Source organism: Sandarakinorhabdus sp. FBCC-B8862 (assembly GCF_059745315.1).
On the sequence record NZ_CM185574.1, the window covers coordinates 3029231 to 3050024 of the forward strand.

20 protein-coding genes are annotated in these 20794 nt (G+C 67.2%); 7 read left to right on the top strand and 13 right to left on the bottom strand.

Annotated features, from left to right (window positions below; translation table 11 throughout):
• Nucleotides 1-5 precede the first annotated feature (5 nt).
• Complete coding sequence (locus AC6BOR_RS14550; protein ID WP_498059082.1) at nt 6-3641, top strand: SDR family NAD(P)-dependent oxidoreductase; 3636 nt, start codon at nt 6-8, stop codon at nt 3639-3641.
• Nucleotides 3642-3660: 19 nt separating this feature from the next.
• Here the strand turns inward: AC6BOR_RS14550 and AC6BOR_RS14555 are convergent, their stop codons facing one another.
• The 6 genes from AC6BOR_RS14555 to rpmF form a co-directional block, all read right to left on the bottom strand.
• Nucleotides 3661-4374: a ParA family protein gene (locus tag AC6BOR_RS14555; RefSeq protein ID WP_498059083.1), complete on the bottom strand. Its 714-nt coding sequence runs from the start codon at nt 4372-4374 to the stop codon at nt 3661-3663.
• Between the two features lie 6 nt (nt 4375-4380).
• Entirely contained in the window at nt 4381-4743 is a 363-nt protein-coding gene (locus AC6BOR_RS14560; RefSeq protein ID WP_498060669.1) for a MerR family transcriptional regulator, read from the bottom strand.
• A complete protein-coding gene (locus tag AC6BOR_RS14565) occupies nt 4743-5048 on the bottom strand; it encodes an integration host factor subunit alpha (RefSeq protein ID WP_086117517.1) in 306 nt (101 codons plus the stop codon). Before AC6BOR_RS14565 ends, AC6BOR_RS14560 begins: the two co-directional genes overlap by 1 nt.
• Before the next feature lie 112 nt (nt 5049-5160).
• Nucleotides 5161-6150 carry a beta-ketoacyl-ACP synthase III gene (locus AC6BOR_RS14570; RefSeq protein WP_498059084.1) on the bottom strand — a complete coding sequence of 330 codons (990 nt, stop codon included), beginning with the start codon at nt 6148-6150 and terminating at the stop codon, nt 5161-5163.
• Nucleotides 6147-7217 (bottom strand): phosphate acyltransferase PlsX, encoded by a 1071-nt coding sequence (gene plsX / locus AC6BOR_RS14575; protein WP_086117515.1) that lies wholly within the window; start codon nt 7215-7217, stop codon nt 6147-6149. The genes AC6BOR_RS14570 and plsX overlap by 4 nt, the downstream gene beginning before the upstream one ends.
• 32 nt (nt 7218-7249) lie before the next feature.
• A complete protein-coding gene (gene rpmF / locus AC6BOR_RS14580) occupies nt 7250-7429 on the bottom strand; it encodes a 50S ribosomal protein L32 (RefSeq protein WP_086117514.1) in 180 nt (59 codons plus the stop codon).
• 249 nt (nt 7430-7678) lie between these two features.
• Between rpmF and recN the strand changes: the two genes are divergently transcribed.
• From recN to AC6BOR_RS14600, 4 genes are all read left to right on the top strand, one after another.
• Entirely contained in the window at nt 7679-9331 is a 1653-nt protein-coding gene (gene recN / locus AC6BOR_RS14585) for a DNA repair protein RecN (protein ID WP_498059085.1), read from the top strand.
• Between the two features lie 80 nt (nt 9332-9411).
• Nucleotides 9412-10659 (top strand): serine hydrolase domain-containing protein, encoded by a 1248-nt coding sequence (locus AC6BOR_RS14590; RefSeq protein ID WP_498059086.1) that lies wholly within the window; start codon nt 9412-9414, stop codon nt 10657-10659.
• On the top strand, nt 10649-11056 hold the full coding sequence (locus AC6BOR_RS14595; protein WP_498060670.1) for a DoxX family protein: 408 nt from the start codon (nt 10649-10651) through the stop codon (nt 11054-11056). Before AC6BOR_RS14590 ends, AC6BOR_RS14595 begins: the two co-directional genes overlap by 11 nt.
• On the top strand, nt 11056-11694 hold the full coding sequence (locus tag AC6BOR_RS14600; protein ID WP_498059087.1) for a hypothetical protein: 639 nt from the start codon (nt 11056-11058) through the stop codon (nt 11692-11694). The genes AC6BOR_RS14595 and AC6BOR_RS14600 overlap by 1 nt, the downstream gene beginning before the upstream one ends.
• On the opposite strand, the gene AC6BOR_RS14605 is transcribed toward AC6BOR_RS14600, so the two are convergent.
• The gene (locus AC6BOR_RS14605) at nt 11691-12293 is read right to left on the bottom strand and encodes a TetR/AcrR family transcriptional regulator (protein ID WP_498059088.1); all 603 of its coding nucleotides are present in this window, start codon (nt 12291-12293) and stop codon (nt 11691-11693) included. The genes AC6BOR_RS14600 and AC6BOR_RS14605 overlap by 4 nt on opposite strands.
• 142 nt (nt 12294-12435) lie before the next feature.
• Between AC6BOR_RS14605 and AC6BOR_RS14610 the strand changes: the two genes are divergently transcribed.
• Nucleotides 12436-14796, top strand: a complete 2361-nt coding sequence (locus AC6BOR_RS14610) for a TonB-dependent receptor (RefSeq protein ID WP_498059089.1) — start codon at nt 12436-12438, stop codon at nt 14794-14796.
• A 333-nt stretch (nt 14797-15129) separates the two neighbouring features.
• Here the strand turns inward: AC6BOR_RS14610 and pgmG are convergent, their stop codons facing one another.
• Genes pgmG through AC6BOR_RS14625 form a run of 3 tightly spaced genes read right to left on the bottom strand, consistent with a single transcriptional unit; the run spans nt 15130 to nt 17701 of the window.
• Nucleotides 15130-16497, bottom strand: a complete 1368-nt coding sequence (gene pgmG / locus AC6BOR_RS14615; protein ID WP_498059090.1) for a phosphoglucomutase/phosphomannomutase PgmG — start codon at nt 16495-16497, stop codon at nt 15130-15132.
• 8 nt (nt 16498-16505) lie between these two features.
• Nucleotides 16506-16916, bottom strand: coding sequence for a hypothetical protein (locus AC6BOR_RS14620; RefSeq protein WP_498059091.1), 411 nt, complete (start codon nt 16914-16916; stop codon nt 16506-16508).
• Nucleotides 16916-17701 (bottom strand): division plane positioning ATPase MipZ, encoded by a 786-nt coding sequence (locus tag AC6BOR_RS14625; RefSeq protein ID WP_498060671.1) that lies wholly within the window; start codon nt 17699-17701, stop codon nt 16916-16918. The genes AC6BOR_RS14620 and AC6BOR_RS14625 overlap by 1 nt, the downstream gene beginning before the upstream one ends.
• Before the next feature lie 73 nt (nt 17702-17774).
• On the opposite strand from AC6BOR_RS14625, the gene panC reads away from it, so the two are divergent.
• Entirely contained in the window at nt 17775-18623 is an 849-nt protein-coding gene (gene panC / locus AC6BOR_RS14630; RefSeq protein WP_498059092.1) for a pantoate--beta-alanine ligase, read from the top strand.
• Between the two features lie 6 nt (nt 18624-18629).
• On the opposite strand, the gene AC6BOR_RS14635 is transcribed toward panC, so the two are convergent.
• The 3 genes from AC6BOR_RS14635 to AC6BOR_RS14645 are packed head-to-tail and all read right to left on the bottom strand — an operon-like array spanning nt 18630 to nt 20791.
• A complete protein-coding gene (locus AC6BOR_RS14635; RefSeq protein ID WP_498059093.1) occupies nt 18630-19181 on the bottom strand; it encodes a hypothetical protein in 552 nt (183 codons plus the stop codon).
• Nucleotides 19182-20333, bottom strand: coding sequence for a GNAT family N-acetyltransferase (locus tag AC6BOR_RS14640; protein WP_498059094.1), 1152 nt, complete (start codon nt 20331-20333; stop codon nt 19182-19184).
• Nucleotides 20333-20791, bottom strand: coding sequence for a RidA family protein (locus tag AC6BOR_RS14645; RefSeq protein WP_498059095.1), 459 nt, complete (start codon nt 20789-20791; stop codon nt 20333-20335). The genes AC6BOR_RS14640 and AC6BOR_RS14645 overlap by 1 nt, the downstream gene beginning before the upstream one ends.
• Between the last annotated feature and the right edge of the window lie 3 nt (nt 20792-20794).

Consider the following 20794-nt stretch of genomic DNA (forward strand, 5'->3'; position numbering starts at 1 on the left):
ACGCGATGTCGAAGACCAAGGGCGGTGAGCCCGTGCCTGCTCCGCAGGGAGATCGCCCTGGCCGGCTGGCCGGCAAGGTGGCGCTGATCACCGGGGCGGCCGGCAATCTGGGCGGCAGCATCGTGCGCCGTTATCTGGCCGAAGGCGCAACCGTGGTGATGAGCGGCCGGGATGCCGCCCGCACCACCGCTGCGATGGAAGCGGCCGTGGCCGATGCCGGCGGCAGCGCCAGCATCGTGACGATGGACGGCGCCGACATCGAATCGGTGCGCGCCGGCATCGCCGAGGTGGTCGCCCGCCATGGCCGCATCGACATACTGGTCAACAACGCCGGTTCGGCCGGCCCCAAGCAGGTGCTGGGCGCGTTGCCGCTGTCGGCCGATGAGCTGGAGGGTACGCCCGACAATGAGACGGTGGGCGATGCCGCCCGCAACATCATGGTGGTGGCGTGGAACCTGGTGCGGGCCGCTGCCCCTGCGATGGGGGAGGGCGGCAGCATCATCAATGTTTCCACCATCTTCAGCCGCACCGATTATTTCGGCCGCGCCGCCTACACGGTGCCCAAGGCGGCGCTGAACATCCTGTCAAAGCGGTTGGCGCGCGAACTGGGTGGGCGTGGTATCCGGGTGAACACGCTTTATCCCGGCCCGATTGCATCCGAACGCATCCGCACCGTGTTTGCCGCCATGGATGGCCTGAAGGGCGACGCGCCGGGCAGCACGGCCAATCATTTCTTTGATCTGATGGCGCTGGAGCGCAGTGTCGAGGGCGAGGCCAGGGCCAAGACCTTCCCGACCCCGGCGGACATTGCCAATGCCTGTGTGTTCATGGGCAGTGACGAAAGCGCCGCCTTTGCCGCGCATGATTTTGAAGTGACGCATGGCATGGCGGTGCCGCAGGAATCGCGCAGCGAATTCCTGCACCGGCCCGACATGCGCGCCATTGATGGCGATGGCCGATCCATTCTGGTCGCCGCCGGCAACCAGTTGGACGATGGCCTGGCCATTGCCGGCCTGTTTGCTGCGCAGGGCGCGCGCGTGCTGCTGGGTTATCACGCGCAAGCCGCGCTGGATGATGCGCAGGATCGGCTGCCGGCCGGCGTGACGGCGGTGCGCTTCCCGCGCCACGACCATGTTGCGATGGACGAGGCGCTGGCGGAATTTTCGGCCGGCGGCGCCATCGATGGCGCGGTGATCCTGCCCACCCGTGGCCCCGGCTATTTCACCGGCGCGCTGGGCGAGGCGACGGATGCCGATGTCGAGCGCTTTGTCGATGACGAGCTGGAAGGCGCGATCGCGCTGGCCCGCACGCTCGACCGTTACTGGCAGCGCAGCAGCGATCTGGCCGCCGATCCGCGCGTGGTGTTCATCACCAATGGTGATGATGGCGCCGGCAATCTGTGGGCCGATGTGGAGCGTGCCGCCATCGAGGAGCTGCTGCGCGTGTGGCGCGACGAGGCCAGGGTGGCGCATGCGCAGGGCAAGACCCCGCGGGTGATCTGGGGCAACCAGATCGTGCGTTATGGCAATGGCGAGTTGGAAAACCGCGACTTCGCCGCTGGCCAGGCCGCGCGCCTGCTGCTGACCGACCGGCAGGTGGATCCGATCAACCTCTATCTGCCCAAGAGCATCGCCAAGGCGACCGGCGCGCGCCGTGCGCTGGTGGGCACGGCGGAGAACATCACCGGGCTGCACCTGGGCAAGGTGGCACTGATCACCGGCGGTTCGGCCGGCATTGGCGGCGCGCTGGCGCGGTTGCTGGCGCTGGCCGGGGCCAAGGTGATGATGGTCGCCCGCCGCGAGAGTGAGCTGGACGCCGCGCGCGAACGCATCGTTGGCGAATTGCAGGACATCGGCTTTGCCGGGGTGGAGCGCCGGGTGCGCACGCTGGCTGGAATCGACGTGGCAGACATGGCCAGCCTGAAGCGGGCGGTGGATGAAACGCTGAAGGCCTTTGGCCGCATCGATTACTTGATCAACAATGCCGGCATCTCGGGCGCCGAGGAGATGGCTGTGGACATGGAGGTGGGCGCGTTCCGCCACACCCAGTTCGCCAACCTCATCTCCAACTATGCCCTGATGCAGATGGTGGTGCCGCTGATGCGCAAACAGGGCAGCGGCTATATCCTCAATGTTTCCAGCTATTTCGGTGGGGAGAAATTCCTTGCCGTCTCCTATCCCAACCGCACGGATTATGCCGTGTCGAAATCCGGCCAGCGCGCCATGGTCGAATCCATGGCCCGGCATCTGGGCCCGCAGATCCAGATCAACGCCATTGCGCCCGGCCCCGTGGATGGGGACCGGCTGGCCGGCCTGGGCGGCAAGCCCGGCCTGTTCGATCGGCGCGGCCGCCTGATCCTGGAGAACAAGCGGCTGAACGCCGTGCACGCCGCCGTGATCAAGGCAGTGCGCGGCGGCGCGCCGGTGGCGCAATTGCTGTCAAAGCTGGCGCGCAACGACAGCGTGCAGCTGAGCCACGACCGCTCCAACCCGCAGCCGCTGCGTGACCTGGCGCTGGCCTGCGCCCGCGAAGGCGATGAGCGCTGCTGCTGGGACCGGTTCATCCTGACCCCGCCGCTGGCGGCCAAGCTGCTGCGCCGGTTGCGGTTGGGTGGCTGGCTGATCGGCACGGATTGGCAGACCCGTGACGAGCATGACTGGCTGCTGCGCGTGCCGCCGGATGATGTGCCGTGGCTGCCGGTGGCGCAGATCGGGCGCGAGGCGGCCAAGGTGCGGGGTGGCGTGCTGAGCCAGCTGCACCTGGGCAAGATGCCGACCGAGACCGAAGTGGCGCAGGCGACCGTGTTCTTCCTGGCGGATCGCGCCGTGTCGGGCGAAACCTTCATGCCTTCGGGCGGCCTCAACGTGGAGCGCAGCCATACCGAACGCGAATTGTTCGGCAGCCCCAAGGCGGAGCGGCTGGCGCAGATGGGCGGCAAGACCGTGTGGCTGGTGGGTGAGCATCTGGCCGATTATCTCGGCGCGGCGGCCCAGGGCTTTCTCGACACCGATGTGGCGCGCGTGGTGCTGATCACTGGCACGACGGCGGCTGGCGCGGCGATCCGTGGCCACGTGAGCCAGGGCGTCGACCGGGTCGAAACGCTCGTGATTGATGGCGATATCGAAACCGCCATGGACCAGGCGCTGGCCAAGTGGGGCCACCCGACCACCATCGTTTCAACACCGCTGGCGCCGTTGCCGGACCGGCTGTTCGATGGTGACGAGCCGCTGGACGGTGCCGGCTTTGCCGAGGTGGTGGAGCACAACCTGACCCACCATTTCCGCATCGCTCGCAAGGTGTCGCTGTTCGATCATTGCCAGCTGGTGCTGGTCTCGCCGGATGTGCCGATGGGCGAAGGGGCCAAGGGCGCCTTTGCGCTGGCCAATTTCGTCAAGACGACGCTGCACGCCTTTACCGCGACCATCGCGGTGGAGAATGAGCGGCTGGTGCATGAGGTGGCGGTGAACCAGATCAACCTGACCCGCCGCGTGCGCTCGGAAGAACCGCGCAGCGAGGCCGAGCACCAGGAAGAGGTGCGCCGCTTTGCCCGCGCCGTGCTGCTGGCCGGTGCGCCGCTGCCCGATGCGGAAGACAGCCGTTATCGCAGCCGCATCTATCGCGGGATGAGCCTGACGGTGTGAGGCGCAGCCGGTGGGGCGGTCAGGCCGAAAGCTGCCGCTCCACCGCTGCCCATAGCGCGTTGATGGCCGTTGCGGCCGGTCCGCTGGCCACCGGCTGGCGCGTGGCCGCCATGGCTTCGACCGCGCTGGCATAGGGGATCATCGGCCAGTCTGGGTGGGCGGCGAGGGCGGCCTTGTGCAGCGCCTTGCGGCGATCGGCCATGGAAAACACCGGCAGCAGCGGCGGCGGCGATTTCATTTCGGCGGCGAGATGGGCCGTCAATTGATCCAGCGCCCGGCCTGACAGCGGAGAGGGGATGGCCGGCACGACGATCAGATCGGCGGCGCGGAACATCTGATCGGCCAGTTCGGTGAGGCCGGGCGGGCAATCGAGGATGACCCGGTCATAACGGTCTTCCAGCGGTTTCAGCGCCTTTTTGAGGCGCTTTTCGCTGTCTTCGCCGGCAAGGTCAGCCTCCAGCCGGCGCAGTGACCGGTCTGCCGCCAGCACATCAAGATTGGCAAAGGCCGATGGCTGGATGAGATCGGCGAGGCTGGCGGCGGCGAGGCCCTTGCGCGCCTTGGCGCCGGCCTTGGGCTCAACACCCAGCAACCAGCCGGAAGCGCCCTGTGGGTCCAGATCCCAGAGCAGGGTGCGGCGGCCGCTGCGGGTGGCAGCGCCATGAGCAAGGCTGGCTGCCAGCGAGGATTTGCCGACGCCGCCCTTCGCGCTGAACAGGGCGACGACCTTCATGGCCGGTCAGGCCAGCAGTGCGGCGGCCAGCCGGTTGCGGATGGCGAGGAGGGCAGAGCGGTCAATGCCGGGCCCGGCCGGGGCCACGGTTTCGGTGGCTGGCGGCGGGGCGGGCTTGGCCCCCAACGCCAACTGCGCGCCGCGGATGGTCATGCCCTGATCCTGCAGCAGCGCCTTGATCCGGCGCAGCAGCGCCATGTCGGCCGGGCGGTAATAGCGGCGGCCGCCGGCGCGCTTCAGCGGTTGCAACTGGGAAAAGCGGGTTTCCCAGAAGCGCAACACATGCGCGGGGACGCCGATTTCATCGGCGGCTTCGGAAATGGTGCGGAATGCGCCTTCGGCCTTCCCAGAGACGGATTCCGCCACGATCAACCGCGGTTGATGGCTTCGCGCAGCAACTGGCTGGGCCGGAAGGTGAGCACGGTGCGCGGTTCGATCGGCACTTCGACGCCGGTTTTCGGGTTGCGGCCGACGCGCAGGCCCTTGTTGCGCAGCACGAAGCTGCCGAAACTGGAAATCTTGACGTTGGAGCCGGCGATCAGCGCATCGCAGATGCGATCAAGCACGGCTTCGACCAGCTGGGCCGATTCGGTGCGCGAGAGACCGATTTCGCGATGCACGGCGTCTGCCAGATCGGCCCTGGTGACACTGCCGGCGCTTGCCTTGCTTGCCATCTGTTCTCCCCCAACCCTGCGCGCGCCAGCCTGTGTGGATTATGGTCTTGGCTGGCTGCGATGATTCTACGCAGCTTTGGGCGATTCGCCACTGAAAAGTTTCACGAAAGTTTCACCACCGAACGGCGGCAGCGCCCCAGGTGAAACCGCCGCCCATCGCTTCGAGCAGGAGCAGGTCGCCAGGCTGGATGCGGCCATCGCGCACCGCCGTGTCGAGCGCCAGCGGCACCGAGGCGGCCGACGTGTTGGCGTGGGAATCGACCGTGACGACCACCTGGCCTGGATCAAGGCCGAGCTTCTTGGCAGTGGCCTCCAATATGCGCAGATTGGCCTGGTGTGGCACCACCCAGGCGACATCGGTGGGGGCAAGGCCGGCCGCATCCAGCACCTCGCCCATCACGCTGGACAGGTTGGTGACGGCATGGCGGAACACTTCCTTGCCCTTCATGCGCAGATGGCCGGTGCTTCCGGTGGAGCCGGGGCCGCCATCGACATAGAGGAGATCATTGTAGCGGCCATCGCTGTGCAGGCGGCTGGCCAGCACGCCGCGATCATCGGTGGTGCCGGCCTGGGCCTGGGCTTCCAGCACGATGGCGCCGGCACCATCGCCAAACAGCACGGCAGTGGTGCGGTCTTCCCAATCGAGCAGGCGGGAGAAGGTTTCGGCGCCAATCACCAGCGCCCGATTGTGTGCGCCGGTGGTGAGCAGGGCGTCGGCCACGGTGAGGGCATAGAGAAAGCCGGAGCAGACGGCCGCCACATCGAAGGCAACCCCGTGCGTCATGCCCAGCTTGTGCTGGATGACGGTGGCCACGGCCGGAAAGGTTTGATCGGGCGTGGCGGTGGCGACGACGATCAGATCGATGTCATCGGGGGTGCAGCCGGCAGCCGCCAGGGCGCGGCGGGCGGCTTCGGCGCCAAGATCGGAGGTGAATTCGCCTTCGGCGGCGATATGGCGGCGGCGGATGCCGGTGCGTTCGATGATCCATTCATCCGACGTGTCGAGCCGGGCGGCGAGATCATCGTTGGTGAGAATGGTTTGTGGCAGATAGCTGCCGGTGCCGGTGATGACCGAGCGGCGTCGGGCGGTGGGGCTGGTCATGCGGCGTCGGGTTCCGTCGTGGAGTCGCCAATGGTCGGGCCCATGCTGATGCCGGCCAGATCGGCGCTGATGCGGCGGCCCACATCATCGCGAACCAGATCATGCGCCACCCCGATGGCATTGGCCAGTCCGCGCGCGTTGGCACTGCCGTGGCTTTTCACCACCAGGCCATTGAGACCGAGGAATACCGCACCGTTGTGGGCGTTGGGATCGAGATGGTTGCGCAGCGACTGCAGGGCGCTGCGGGCGATGAAATAGCCGAGCTTGCCCCAGATGGAGGAGCGGAAGGCGTTGCCGAGCAGGCCGGTGACGAGCCGGCTGGTGCCTTCGGCGGTTTTCAGCGCGATGTTGCCGGAGAAGCCATCGGTGACGACGACATCGACATCTCCGGTGCCGATCTTGTCCCCCTCGACAAAGCCAACGAAGTCCATTGGCAGCTGGGCAGATTTGAGGATGGTGGCGGCGGTGCGCAGCTCCTCGGTGCCCTTCAGTTCTTCCTCGCCGATGTTGAGTAGGCCAAGCCGCGGGCGTTCGAGGCCGAGCACGGTGCGCGCAAAGGCCGCGCCCATCACGGCGAACTGCACCAGGTTGGTGGCATCGCATTCGGTGTTGGCGCCCAGATCGAGCATAACCGATTCGGATTTCAGCGTAGGCAGGATCGCGGCCAGCGCCGGTCGATCAATGCCCTTCATGGTGCGCAGGGCAAATAGCGCAATGGCCATCAGGGCGCCGGTGTTGCCGGCGGACACGGCGGCGTGCGCCTCGCCCTGCTTCACGGCATCGATGGCCATGCCCATGGAGGTGGTGCGGGCGCGGCGCAGCACCTGGCTGGGCTTGTCGCGCATGGACACCACATCATCACTGTTGATGATGCGGGCGCGGCCGGCCAGGCGCGGGTGGCGCGCCAGCTCAGGGGCGATGGCTGCTTCCTGCCCGAACAGCAGGAACGACAGGCGCGGATAGCGTTCCGCCGCAATATCGGCGGCGGCAACGGCTTCGGCCACACCGGATTCGCCGCTCATCACATCGAGGGCGATGATCGGGCCCGCAGGCGGCGTGGCGGTCATGATGCGCGGGCCAAACCGGCGTTGGCCAGCAATCAGGCTTCGACGGCGACGACTTCGCGGCCGTTGTAGAAACCGCAAGCGCCGCACACATTGTGGGGCAGCTTCAGTTCACCGCAGTTCGGGCATTCCTGGAACTGGGTGGCGGTGAGCGCATGATGGCTGCGACGCATGTTGCGGCGGGAAGGCGAGGTCTTGCGCTTGGGAACGGCCATGGGGCACCTGTATCAATCAATCTGGTTCGGCGAATTTCCGGGAACCGATGCGAACCATGGCCAGCTTGCGCAGCGGCCATGCGAAATGGCCGGGCCGGTTCATCCCGGAACAACGGAAGAAGCACGCGCCTATATTCGATTTTCGCCGGCATGCAAGCGGGAATGGCGCAGGCCGCGGTTGCGAGGCGGCGCGGCGGGCCCTGAAAATGCCTCTCGCTTGGGGTGTGGGCAATCGGCTAACAGGGCCAGGTGCTGACCGGGCTTGCCATACAGAATATCGTGCTGATCGAGGCGCTGGCGCTGGATCTGGCGCCGGGGCTGGTCGTGCTGACCGGCGAAACCGGGGCCGGCAAGTCCATCCTGCTGGATGCGCTGGGGCTCGTGCTGGGCAATCGTGCCGATGCCGGGCTGGTGCGCGCGGGCTGCGAAGCGGCGCGGGTGGTGGCCGAATTCGAGGTTGCGGCGGACCACCCGGTGCGGGCGCTGCTGGCCGAGCATGAGCTGGATGGTGATGGCCCGATCATCCTGCGCCGCCAGTTGAAGGCCGATGGCGGCAGCCGGGCCTTTGTGAACGACCAGCCGGTCTCGGCGGCGCTGCTGCGCGAACTGGGCGGCGCGCTGGTTGAAATCCATGGCCAGCATGACGAGCGCGGCCTGTTGAGCCCCAAGGGCCATCGCGCGCTGCTGGACCAGTTTGGCGGGCTGGCAGACGTGCTGGCGGCCTGCAGGGCGGCCTGGGCGGCGTGGAAGGCCGCCGATGCCGAGGCACATGCCGCGCGGGACCGGCTGGCGGCAGACCAGCGCGACCGTGAATGGCTGGAGCATGCGGTGGCCGAGGTGCAGGCGCTGGCGGCCCAGCCGGGTGAGGAGGCGGAACTGGCGCTGGCCCGCGCCGCCATGCAGAAGGGCGCACGCATCGCCGATGATCTGGGCGCCGTGGCCGGCCAATTGGCCAGCGGCAGCGCGACCTTGGCCCAGGCGGCCCGACGGCTGGACCGGATCAGTGGGGAGCATGACCTGCTGGCCGAGGCGCTGGCAGCGCTGGACCGGGCGCTGGTGGAGGCCGGCGAGGCCGAAACCCGCCTTGCCGAGGCGACGCAGGCGCTCGATGCCGATCCGGCCCGGCTGGAGCAGGTCGAAGCACGGCTGTTCGAGCTGCGGGCGATGGCGCGCAAGCACAAGGTGGAGGCCGATGCGCTGCCGGCTTTGGCCGAAGCGTTGCAGGCAAGGGCCGCGGCGCTGGTGGCAGGCGAAGCGAGCCTGGTTGCGCTGGAGGCGGCAGTAGAGCAGGCACAGGCGGCCTATTTGGCAGCGGCGGCTGTCGTGTCAAAGGCGCGGGCGGCGGCTGCGGTGCGGCTGGACGCGGCGGTTGCCGGCGAACTGGCCCCGCTGAAGCTGGATGCTGCCCGGTTCCGCACCGCGTTGGCGGCCCTGCCAGCGAACGACTGGGGGCCGGAGGGGCAGGAACGCGTGGAGTTCGAAATTGCCACCAACCCCGGTGCCGACTTCGCGCCGCTGATGAAGATCGCTTCGGGCGGGGAATTGTCCCGCTTCATTCTGGCGCTGAAGGTGGCGCTGGCCAGCACGGGCAGCGCCGGCACGATGATCTTTGACGAGATTGACCGTGGGGTTGGCGGTGCGGTCGCTTCGGCCATCGGGGACCGCCTGGCGCGGCTGGCGGGCCAAGCCCAGGTGCTGGTGGTGACCCACAGCCCACAGGTGGCAGCGCGCGGCGACAGCCATTGGCGGATCGAAAAGGCCAGTGACGGCGGCCTGGCGCGGACCAGCCTGACGCGGCTTGACCCGGCCGCCCGGCAGGAAGAGATTGCCCGCATGCTGTCGGGCGCGGATGTGACGCCGGAAGCCCGGGCCCAGGCCCGCCGCCTGCTGGAAGGGGATTGATGATGCACGCGTTTGACCGTCGCCAGATGTTGCAGGCCATTGCCATTGCGGCAGCGGGAACAGGTGCAGCCGGCCGCGCCATGGCCAAGGTTGGTGATGGGGCATTGCCGCCGTTGCGCCATGATGCAGTGCAATCCCTGATTGATGCCTATGTCGCGCAGGGCCGGGTGCCGGGGGCCGTGGTGGCGCTGGTGGAGCCTGGCAAGCACAAGCCGGTATTTGTGTCGTCAGGCGTCACGGCCTTTGGCGGCAGCACCAAGGTGACTCCCGACACGCTGTGGCGGGTCTATTCCATGTCAAAGCCGATCACGGCGATGGCGGTGATGCAGCGGGTGGCGACGGGCGAGTTGAAGCTGGACCAGCCGATTGCCGACATCATGCCGGAATTTCGCGACATGCGGGTGCTGGTTGATCCGGCCGCCGGGCTGGAATCGCGGCCGGCGACGCGGGCGATCACGGTGCGCCACCTTTTGACCCACACGGCCGGGTTTTCCTATTCGATCAATGGCAACGGCCCGCTGGAGCGCGAGTACAAGCGGATGGGCATCCAGCCGGGCAGCGTGCCGGCCTTTCTGCAACCGGGCGAGGGGCCGCTGCCCGACCTGCAGGTGATGGCGACCGCTTTGGCCGGGCTGCCGCTGGCACTGGAACCGGGGACGGCGTGGAAATATTCGGTGGGCCTGGATGTGGCCGGCGCCCTGCTGGAGCGGCTGACCAGCATGACGTTTGACAAGGTGCTGCAGCAGCAGATCCTGGGCCCGCTGGGGATGGCGGACACGGGATTCTGGGCGCAGGACAAGGCGCGGCTGGCGGCGAATTATCTGTGGACGGCGCCCGGCACCACCAAGCGGCTGGACAAGCCGATCCCGATATCGGTGCTGGAAAAGGATGGCTTCACCACCCGGCCCAAGCTGCTTTCGGGCGGCGGCGGGCTGGTGAGTTCGGCGCGCGATTATGCAAAATTCGCACAAATGGTTCTGAACGAAGGGCAATTTGAAGGCCGTACCATCCTGCCGCGCGGCACCGCCCGGCTGGCGACCAGCAATCTGATGCCACCGGGCGTGTTTTTCGATGGCACCAACGGCTTTGGCGCCGGCGGCCGGGTGACCCTGTTTGATAGCCGTGCTGGTGGGGCCGCGGCGGCGTCCGCCTGGGGTGGCAGCACCGCCGATGCCTATGGCTGGGGCGGGGCGGCCGGCACCTTGTTCATGGCGGACCGGGTGCGGCAGTTTGGCGTGGTGCTGATGCTGCAGACCATGGGGGATTCGACCCTGCCGCGCGACAGGGATCTGGCTGCGGCGCTGGCGCGGGATGCGGATGGGCGCTGAGGCGCCTGCCCGCAGGATTGCACGGGCCGTGCTGGCCATCGCTTATGCGGCGGTTGGTGTTATCCATTTGAAAAGCCCGGATGGTTTTCTGCCGATCATGCCGGATTGGGTGCCATATCCGCGCGGCGTGGTGCTGGCGACGGGGGTGGCGGAAATTGCCGGCGCGATTGGCCTGTTGATCCCGCGCCTGCGGGTAGCGGCGGCCTGGGGGCTGGCAGCCTATGCGGTGTGCGTGTTCCCGGCCAATATCAAGCATGCCGTGGAAGGCATTGCGATCAATGGGCAAATATTGGGTTGGGGTTATCATGGTCCGCGGTTGCTGGCCCAGCCCATCATCGTCTGGTGGGCGTTGTGGGCGGGCGGCGTCACCAACTGGCCGTTCAGGGGCAAGCGCTGATGTTCATCGGGCATTTCGCGGCATCGGTGGCGGTGAAGACGGTGCGGCCGCAGCTGCCGTTCTGGGCCTGTGTGGGGGCGGCGCAGCTGATGGACATTGGCTGGGCCGGGCTGGTCTGGGCCGGGGTGGAGAAGTTGCGGGTGGTGCCCGGCCTGCCCGGATCGCCGCTTGATCTCTATCACATGCCCTGGACGCACAGTCTTTTGGCGGCGATTCTGTGGTCGCTGGCGGCGGTTGCGGTGACCGCGCGCTGGTATGGCGTGACCGCAATGTGGCTGGGCGTGGCGGTTTTCTCGCACTGGGTGGCCGATTTCGTCGTGCACCGGCCTGATCTGTTGCTGTGGCCGGGCGGCACGCTGAAACTGGGCCTGGGGCTGTGGAATCTGCCGGCGCTGGAGATGCTGGTGGAGGTGGGCCTGCTTGGCTTGGCGGTGGCCTGGTGGGTGGGCCGGCGTGCGTCGGCGGGGCAGGCGGCGCGACCGGCGCTGGGCTGGTTCTTTGGCTTGCTGGTGCTGGGCGCGGTCAATGCCGTGCCGGGCGAACCGCCGAGCCCGGCCGGCATGGCGGCACTGGCGTTGATGGGCTATGCCGTCGCCATCGGATTGGGCTGGCTGGTGGACCGCGCTGATCGCGCCTAGCGCGGGGCGATGCCGTCGCTGATCAGGGCGTGGGCGGCGGCGGCGATGTCGGCGGTTGAGCGGCTTTCATCCCAGACGCCGAATTTCAGGCCCAGGAACACGTTCATGCCCATGATGGCCCAGGCGCGCACCTGCCAGTCGCCGTCTGATACCTCACCCTTGCCGAACGCCTGTTCCAGGCTGGTGGCATAGCCTTCGGCGACGCTGACATAATGGGCGCGATAGGCGTCTTCGGCGACGAAAGCGCTTTCATCGATGATGCGATAGAGCGCCTTGTGGGTGCGGACGAATTCGAGAAAGGCGGCAAGGCCGGCGCGTTCGCCGGACAGGCGATCGGGCGCCGCCAATATGTGCGGCACGACATGCTCGCGCACCTGGCGGCTCATGTCCGCCACCAGGGCGCGGAACACGGCCTCTTTCGAATCGAACCAGGTGTAGAAGCTGCCGATGGCCACGCCGGCGCGCTGGGCGATGCGGGCGATGCTGCCGTCGTGATAGCCGCGCTCACCAAATTCGGCGGCGGCGGCATCCAGGATGATGCGCACGGTGCGCTGGCCGCGGGCGGTGCGCGGGGTCTTGTCGGCGGCGGCCGCCGGCAAGGGGGGCGCTTGTTGCTGCAAAGTCACATCCTCAGCCAATCCTGCCCCCTGATAGCCGCATTCTGCCGGCCTGTCTTGTTCCAGAGTTGAATCCTGGTTCAGGTTTCAGTATTCCATTGCCCAAGCAGAAACAAGCCCGGCCATGAGAAGCGGCCTGGCCCTGATGGGGAGAGCGATGATGACGATGCACATGCGCATGCTGCTGTTGGCCGGAGCCAGCCTGATGAGCGCGCTGCCGGTGGCGGCGCAGGCCGATCAGGCTGCGGCGACCGTGGCGGCAGACGACAGTGTTGAGTCGGCCGAAATCGTGGTGTCGGCACGCCGCCGCGAGGAAAAGCTGATCGACGTGCCGGTGGCGGTCACCGCCTTTGGTCAGGCCGATCTGCAGAAATTCCAGGCGGTTGACCTGTCGGGCCTGCAGGGTGCGGCGCCCAACCTCAACCTGGTGCAGGGCCGTGGTTCGGCGGCCAGCGCCAATATCTTCATCCGCGGCCTGGGCCAGCCGGATGCGCTGCAAACCTTTGATCCGGCCGTGGGCATCTATGTCGATGGCGTCTATCTGTCCCGCATCCAGGGCGCGCTGCTCAATCTGTTTGACGTGGAGCGGATCGAGGTGCTGCGCGGGCCGCAGGGCACGCTCTATGGCAAGAACACCACGGGCGGCGCCATTTCCATCGTCAGCCGCAAGCCCAGCTTCACCGACACGCGCGCCGAAGCCTCGGTGCAATATGGCAGCTACAACCAGTGGGTGCTGAACGGCTATGTCTCTGCCCCGCTGGCGGGTGACAAGGTGGCGCTGAGTGTGGCGGGCCAGTGGGACAAGCGCGATGGCCTGGTGACTGATCCGCGCACGGGCCGCAAATACAACGACCGCGACAGCCTGACCTTCCGTTCGATCCTGCGCGCCCAGCCGACCGATACACTCGAGATCCTGATGTCGGGTGATTACAACCGGCAGCGCAATGCGCTGACCCTGGGCTATCCCACCGCGCCGCTGATCCAGACCAGCCTGTTCCCGGCCGGGGTGACAACGGTGGTGCCGGCCGAACCCTATGGCCGCTATGATTTCAAGGCCTCCACCAGCTTCCGCGGCAACGAGGGCCAGAAGCTGGATCACTGGGGCGCCAACATCACCGCCAACTGGACGTTGAGCGACGCCATCACGCTGACCAGCATCACCAGCTGGCGCAAGCTGGACCCGGACCTGTATATCGATATCGATGCCGCCCAGACCGAGATGGGCGATGTGTTCGTGGGCATTGACCAGCGCCAGTTCAGCCAGGAAGTGCAGCTGAAGTGGAACACGGAGAGATTCTCCGGCGTGTTCGGGCTGTTTTACCTGAACGAGCGGGTGCGCTCGCACCAGGAAGCCTATGCCGATGACCTGTTCACCTTCCTCGGTGGCCCGGTGACGTTCACCCGCTTCATCGATGATGCCCAGCGCACGAAGAGCTATGCCGCCTTTGGCCAGGCGACCTACAAGTTCACCGATGCGCTGAGCTTCACGGCCGGCCTGCGCTACACGAAGGAGGAGCGGACCTACAATCGCTTTACCACCACGGCATCGAACCAGGCGTTCCTGAACAATGTCGCGTTCCGCTTCCCGGACAATCTGCCGGCGCCGCTGAACCTCGACAACAAGGCGGACTATGGCGCGTGGACGCCCAGTTTCACCCTGTCGTACAAGCCGGGGGACGACAGCCTGCTCTATGTTTCGGCCAGCCGGGGCTTCAAGTCGGGCGGGTTCAACGGCCGCGCCAACAGCCTGAATGATCTGACGCTGGTGGTGAACGGCACGCCGACGCTGGTGACGCGCTTCAACCCGGAGACGGTGTGGACCTATGAGGGCGGCGCCAAGGGCAGTTTTGCCGATGGCAAGCTGTTTGTCGCGGCCAGCCTGTTCTACAGCGATTTCCGCGATTTCCAGGCGCGCGTGGGCGGCGGCACCGTGGGCTCGACCGGGGTGTTCCCGGTGCTGAACGCCGGCAAGATGTCCATCTGGGGCTTTGAACTTGAGGCGACGGCCAAGCCGACCAAATATTGGACCCTGCGCGGCAGCCTTGGCTATCTCGATGCCAAATATGATGTGTTCAACGACGGCCGCCGGGTGCCGCCGCAAAGCTTCAGCTGCAACCCGACCGGCAATGCCGTGACCTGCGAGCCGGCCTTTGCGCCGCCGGTGACGCTGAACCTGGCCACCGATTATCGCATCCCGGTGGGCGAGGGCAGCATCACGCTGGGCGTGGATGCCCGCCATGTTGGCAAGCATTTCCTGAGCGTGGACAACCGTCCGGGCCTGACCGAGCCGGGGTACTGGCTGGCCAATGCGCTGGTGCGTTATGATGCGGCTGGCGGGCGCTGGTATGGCCAGGCCGGCGTGAAGAATCTGTTTGACCGGCTGTACCGGACGGACGGGCAGGAGTTCAGCTCGGTGGGGAATATCCAGACGGTTTATTATGGTGACCCGCGCACGTTCAGCGTGATGGTTGGGGTCAGGTTCTAAGCGCAGCGCGGCGTGTGGCTATCGCAACGCGATAGCCACCGACTCGCGCAAGCTCGGGCAGCGAGCGAAACGGGCGGCCCTCAGGCCGCCCTTTTTGACTCGTCTGACGGCGCGGCTCTGCCGCGCTCTTTTCTGTCTTTCCTTTCCATGTTCAGCGGACTCGGCGGCTTTGCCGCCGGCCGCGCGGCCTTTGGGCCAACCAAGTGGCAAAGGCGCGGCCCCCTCCGCCCTGCGGGCACCTCCCCCAAGAGGGGGAGGATCGGGGTAGCGGACCCCTCCGTCGCCTGCGGCGCCACCTCCCCAAACACGTTTGGGGAGGACCTGACGCCCACCTCAGCCCCAATCCACGCCGGACAGTGCCAGCTGCGCCGCCAGCTCTGCCTGCAGCCGGGCGAGCGCGGCGGCGTCGCGGGCTTCGACGCGGGCGGTGACGGCTGCTTGGGTGTTGGAGGCGCGCAGCAGCCACCAGCCGTCGTCGCGCATGACGCGGGCGCCGTCGGTTTCATTGATGCGCGCGTTGGTGGCGCGCAAACGGGCCAGCACCTCGGCGACCACGGCGAATTTGCGATTCTCGGGGCAGGGGATGCGCAGTTCGGGCGTGTTGACCATCACCGGCATGGCGGATTTCAGCGCGGTGAGGCTGGTGCCGGCGGCGCTGACGGCCTCCATCAGGCGCAGCGCGGCCAAAATGCCGTCATCCACACCGTACCAGCGGTGGCCAAAGATGATGTGGCCGCCCATTTCGCCGGCCAGCGGCGCATCCAGCGCCTGCAACCGGGCCTTGACCAGGCTGTGGCCGGATTTCCACATGTCGGGCCGGCCGCCCAGGGCGGCGATGCGATCGAACAGGGCCTGGCTGGCCTTCACATCAGCGATGATGGCAGCGCCTGGCTGGGCCTTGAGCACCGGTTCGGCCAGGATGGCCAGCAGTTCATCGCCCCCCAACATGCGCCCCTGGCCATCGACAGCGCCGATCCGATCGGCGTCGCCATCGAAGGCGACTCCAAAATCGCAGCCGCGGTCGATCACCAGCCGTTTCAGATCGGCCAGATTGGCTTCGATGGTGGGATCAGGTTCGTGATTGGGGAAGCGGCCGTCAACTTCGCTGTGCAGCAGATGGTGGGTGCCGGGCAGCAGGCGGATCAGCCGCTCCACCACCGGGCCGGCGGCGCCGTTGCTGCAATCCCAGGCGATGGTGAAGGCACCGCCCTGATAATCGCCGGCCAGCCGGGCGACATAGCGATCGATCATGGGGGCATGGCTGAGCCTGCCGGCGCCGCTTTCCCAGTTGCCGGCGGCCGAGATCGCGCCCAGTTCCGCGATATCCGCGCCATAGAAGGGGCGATGGCGCAGGATAAGCTTGATGCCATTCCATTCCGGTGGGTTGTGGCTGGCGGTGATCATCAGCCCGGCATCGGCGCCGGTGTCGAACACGCTGAAGTAGAGCATGGGTGACGGGGCAAGGCCGATGTCGGTGACATCGCAGCCGCTGGCCAGGAGGCCCTTGGTGGCGGCAGCGGCGAGTTCGGGCGAGGTGAGACGGCCATCCCGGCCCAGCATGACGCGGCTGCCGCCATAGCGCCTGACCATGGTGCCGAAACTGCGGGCGGCGGCTTCGACATCAGCGGCATCGAGATCGGTGCCGACGACACCACGGATATCATATTCGCGCAAAGCGACGGGGTTCAGGCGGTGGGCCATGGCTGGGCTCAATCCCGGCTGTCGCGGCGCTTTTCGGCGGCGCTGATCAGCAGGTCGCGCGCGGCGGTAAGGGACTGTGCCTGATCATCGCTGCCGCCGGCATCGGGGTGGGCGCTGGCCATTTTCTGCCGCCAGGCCTGCCAGATCACCTCGGCCGGCGCGTCGCTGGCGATGCCGAGCAGACGGGCGGCGCTGGTGAGGCGTTGGTCGGCACTCTCGCTCTTGCTGTGCCAGACCCACCAGCCAAAGGCGATGGCTGCAGCCAGGGCGGCCATCAGGATGCGGCCGCTGGTGAGGAAACGCACGGCGAGCAGCCCGGCTGCGCCGGTGCCGCCCAACCGGATGAGATTGGGCAGCAGCAGGCCTTCGCGGTGCAGCCACCAGGCCAGCGCGGCGACGGCAAGGATCGCCAGCAGCATCAGGCGGCCAGTTCAACGCCGCCGGGCAGGTTGAGGCCGGCGATGAGCGCGCGCAGTTCGTTGCGGGCGGCGACGTGGGACAGCGAGAAATCGGTGAGGGCGGCGCGATCCAGCAGCGTGAGGCCGCGCGGGAAGAATTCGCGGTAGATCACGCGTTCGGTCAGCCCGGGCAGCACGCGGAAGCCGATGCGTTTGGCGAGGCCATCAAGGGCGGCGCCCACGCGCTGCTTGTTGCGGGCATCAAGGGCGGAGAGGCGGTTGCGCAGGACCACCCAATCCATCTGCTTGCCCTGTTCGCGGGCACGCCGGGTGCGGGCTTCCCAGACGAGTTCGGCGTAGAAGCTGGGTTTCTTGACCGCAAATGTCTCGCCATCGACTTCGCCGATCAGGTCGAAATCGACGAAACTGTCGTTGATCGGGGTGACCAGCGTGTCAGCGCGGGCCATGGCGGCGCGGGCCAGGGCCGAATCGCGGCCGGGGGAATCCACCACGATGAAATCGAGCACGCTGGCCTGGGAAAAGCGCAGCGCCAGCTCATCGACGGCGCCATCCCCGTCGGCGACCACGGCCACATCGGGCGCGGGCAGGGTGAGGCCGTGACGCTGGGCATGGTGCCAGCGGTTTTCGAGATAGCGGGTGGAGGTGCGCTGCCGGCTGTCGAGATCGATCAGCGCGGTGCGATGGCCGGTGAGCGCCAGCGCGACGCCGATATGGACGGCGGTGGTGGATTTGCCGGTGCCGCCCTTTTCATTGGCGAGCACGATCACATGTGCGGTCACGTTGATCCCTTGTTGTGGCTTGCAACTGGCGCTCGTATCGCCCACAGCCGGGCGCGCAAGTCAACCGCGTGAAGTGTTTATGACCAACCCGCTGCCCATCGTGCGAACCCCCGCCGCGCTGCGCGCCCAGGTGCGGGCCTGGCAGCAGGCGGGCAAGCGTGTGGCGTTTGTGCCGACCATGGGCGCGCTGCACGCCGGGCATCTGGCGCTGGTGGGCAAGGGGCTGGAACAGGCCGATGTGGTGGCCGCGTCGATTTTCGTGAACCCCAAGCAGTTTGGCCCCGGCGAGGATCTTGACCGTTATCCGCGTGACGAGGCCGGCGATGCCGCCAAGCTGGCGGGGGCGGGGTGCAGCCTTTTGTATGCGCCGGATGTGGCGACCATGTATCCGCCGGGCTTTGCCAGTTTCGTGCGGGTGTCGGGCCTGCCCGATCTGTTGTGCGGGCGGGTGCGGCCGGGGCATTTCGATGGTGTGGCGACCGTGGTGGCCAAGCTGCTGAGTGCCGCTGGCGCCGATGTGGCGGTGTTTGGCGAGAAGGACTGGCAGCAGCTGGCGATCATCCGGCGCATGGCGGCCGATCTCGACATTGCGACGCGGATCATCGGTTGTGCCATCGTGCGCGATGCGGACGGGTTGGCGCTTTCGAGCCGCAATGCCTATCTGTCGGCCGATGAACGGGCCCGCGCGCTGGCGCTGCCCCGGGCGCTGGTGGCGACGCGCGATGCGATATTGGCTGGCATGCCGGTGGCCGCCGCACTGGCCGCCGGGGAGCGGACGATCAAGGCCGCCGGATTCGTGCGGCTGGATTATCTGGAGCTGGTCGACGGCGAGAGCCTGCACAGCCTGGGCGTGGCCCAGCCCGGCGCGCGGCTGATGGGGGCCGGGGTGATCGGCACGACGCGGTTGATCGACAATATCGCGTTGTAGGGCGGATTAGCGCCAGCGGCGGTGCGGGCGGCCAAACCCGCCAATCATGCCGCTTCCGAGGCCATAGCCGAAGCGGCCATAGCCGGGCGGCGCCAGGCCGAACGGGCCATAGCCGCCAAAGCCGTTGTAGCCGATGTCGGCGGTGAAATTGCGCTGGGCATCGCCGGTGGCAAAGCCGAAGCCAAAGCCGCTGATGTTGCCGAAACGGCTGGTGCCCTGGGTGATGGAAACGGCGGCGGTGCTGCTTTCGCCGACCGGGATGATGGCGGTGCCGGAAAAGCCGGCGGTGCCGCCGCTGCCGGCAAACATGGTCATTTCGCCATGCACCTTGCGATCGGCCGCGGGCGCAGCCCCGCCGGGGGCGAAGAATTCGGGATAGAGCGAGCGGTCGAGGACCGATTGGCGCTGGGCCTGTTCGGGGGTGACGACCAGCGGCTTTTCCGGACCGTTGGCAGCCGCCGCGATCACCGCGTCACGCTGCGCATCCGTCAATCGCACCACATCGGTGGCGGCGGCTGGTGCAGCGATCAGGGCGAGGATCAGGGCATAACGCATCATTCAGCCTTGCGCTTCCTTTGCTTGCACTTGCCTGAACGGGCCGTGGCTGTCGAGATATTCAATCTCTTCAATCATCGCCCGGGTTTCGCGGGCGAGATAATCGGCAACGGCCTGGCGGAAGCCGGCATTGGCGATGAAATGTGCCGAAATCACCGGGGTGGGGCGATAACCGCGCGCCAGCTTGTGCTGACCTTGCGCGCCGGCCTCCACGCGGGCGCGGCCATTGGCGATGGCCCATTCGATGGCCTGGTAATAGCAGAGCTCGAAATGCAGGAAGGGCACATCCTGGGTGCAGCCCCAATAGCGGCCATAGAGGCATTCATCGCCGATGAAGTTGAGGGCGCCGGCAATCGGCTGGCCGGCGCGGGCCGCGAACATCAGCAGGATGCGATCCCCCATCGTCTCGCCGATCTGGCTGAAAAAGCGGCGGGTGAGATAGGGCTGGCCCCATTTGCGCGCACCGGTGTCCTGATAGAAGGTCCAGAACGCGTCCCAATGGCTTTCCGTGATCTCGGCGCCGGTCAGGTGGATGATGTCGAGGCCGGCGACCGCGCGCTCCCGCTCCTTGCGGATCATCTTGCGGCGGGAGGAGGAGAGGGCGGCCAGAAAATCGCCGAAATCGCGGTAATTGTCGTTCTGCCAGTGGAATTGCTCGCCCATGCGGATCAGCCAGCCGGCATCGCGGAACAGTGCCTGTTGTTCGGGCGTAATGAAGGTGGCGTGGGCGCTGGAGAAATTGTTGGCCGCCGTGATCTGTTCGGCCGCCGCGATCAGGGCCGGGGCACAAGCCGCGTCGCGCAGCAGCAACCGTGGCCCGGTGGCCGGCGTGAAGGGAAAGGCCGCCTGCAGCTTGGGATAATAGCGGCCCCCGGCGCGTTCCAGCGCATCGGCCCAGGCATGATCGAAGACATATTCGCCCTGGCTGTGGGTTTTCAGATAGCAGGGCAGGATGCCGGCCGGGCGGCCATCCTCACCGTCGGCGACCAGATGCACGGGTTGCCAGCCGGTGCGCGCCGTGGCGCTGCCCGAATCCTCCAGCGCGCGGAAAAATTCACCTTGCGCAAAGGGATGGCCATTGCCGGCGCAGGTGTTCCAATCGGCCAGCGCGATCTCGCTGGCCTTGCCCACCACACGCACCTGCCATTCGGCCATCAGGCGATCTCGATCACCGCATCCACTTCCACCGCGACCCCACGCGGCAGCACGGCGACGCCAACGGCCGAGCGGGCGTGGCGGCCGGCATCGCCAAACACCTCGACCATCAGGTTGGAGGCGCCGTTGCCCACCTCGGGCTGATCGGTGAAATCGGGGTGGCTGGCGACGAACACGCCCAGCTTCACGATGCGCTTCACCCGGCCCAGATCACCGAGCGCCGCCTTCATCTGGGCAATCAGGCCCACGGCGCAGCGGCGGGCGGCGGCCTGCCCAAAGGCGACATCCACCGTATCCCCCAGCCGGCCCTTCATCAGGCTGCCATCCTCGGCAAAGGGGATCTGGCCGCTGATGTGCATCAGCTGGCCAGCGGTGACGGTGGGCACATAATTGGCGGCCGGGGCGGCGGCATTGGGCAGGGTGATGCCGAGTTCGGCGAGCTTTTGTTCCGGGGTCATGGG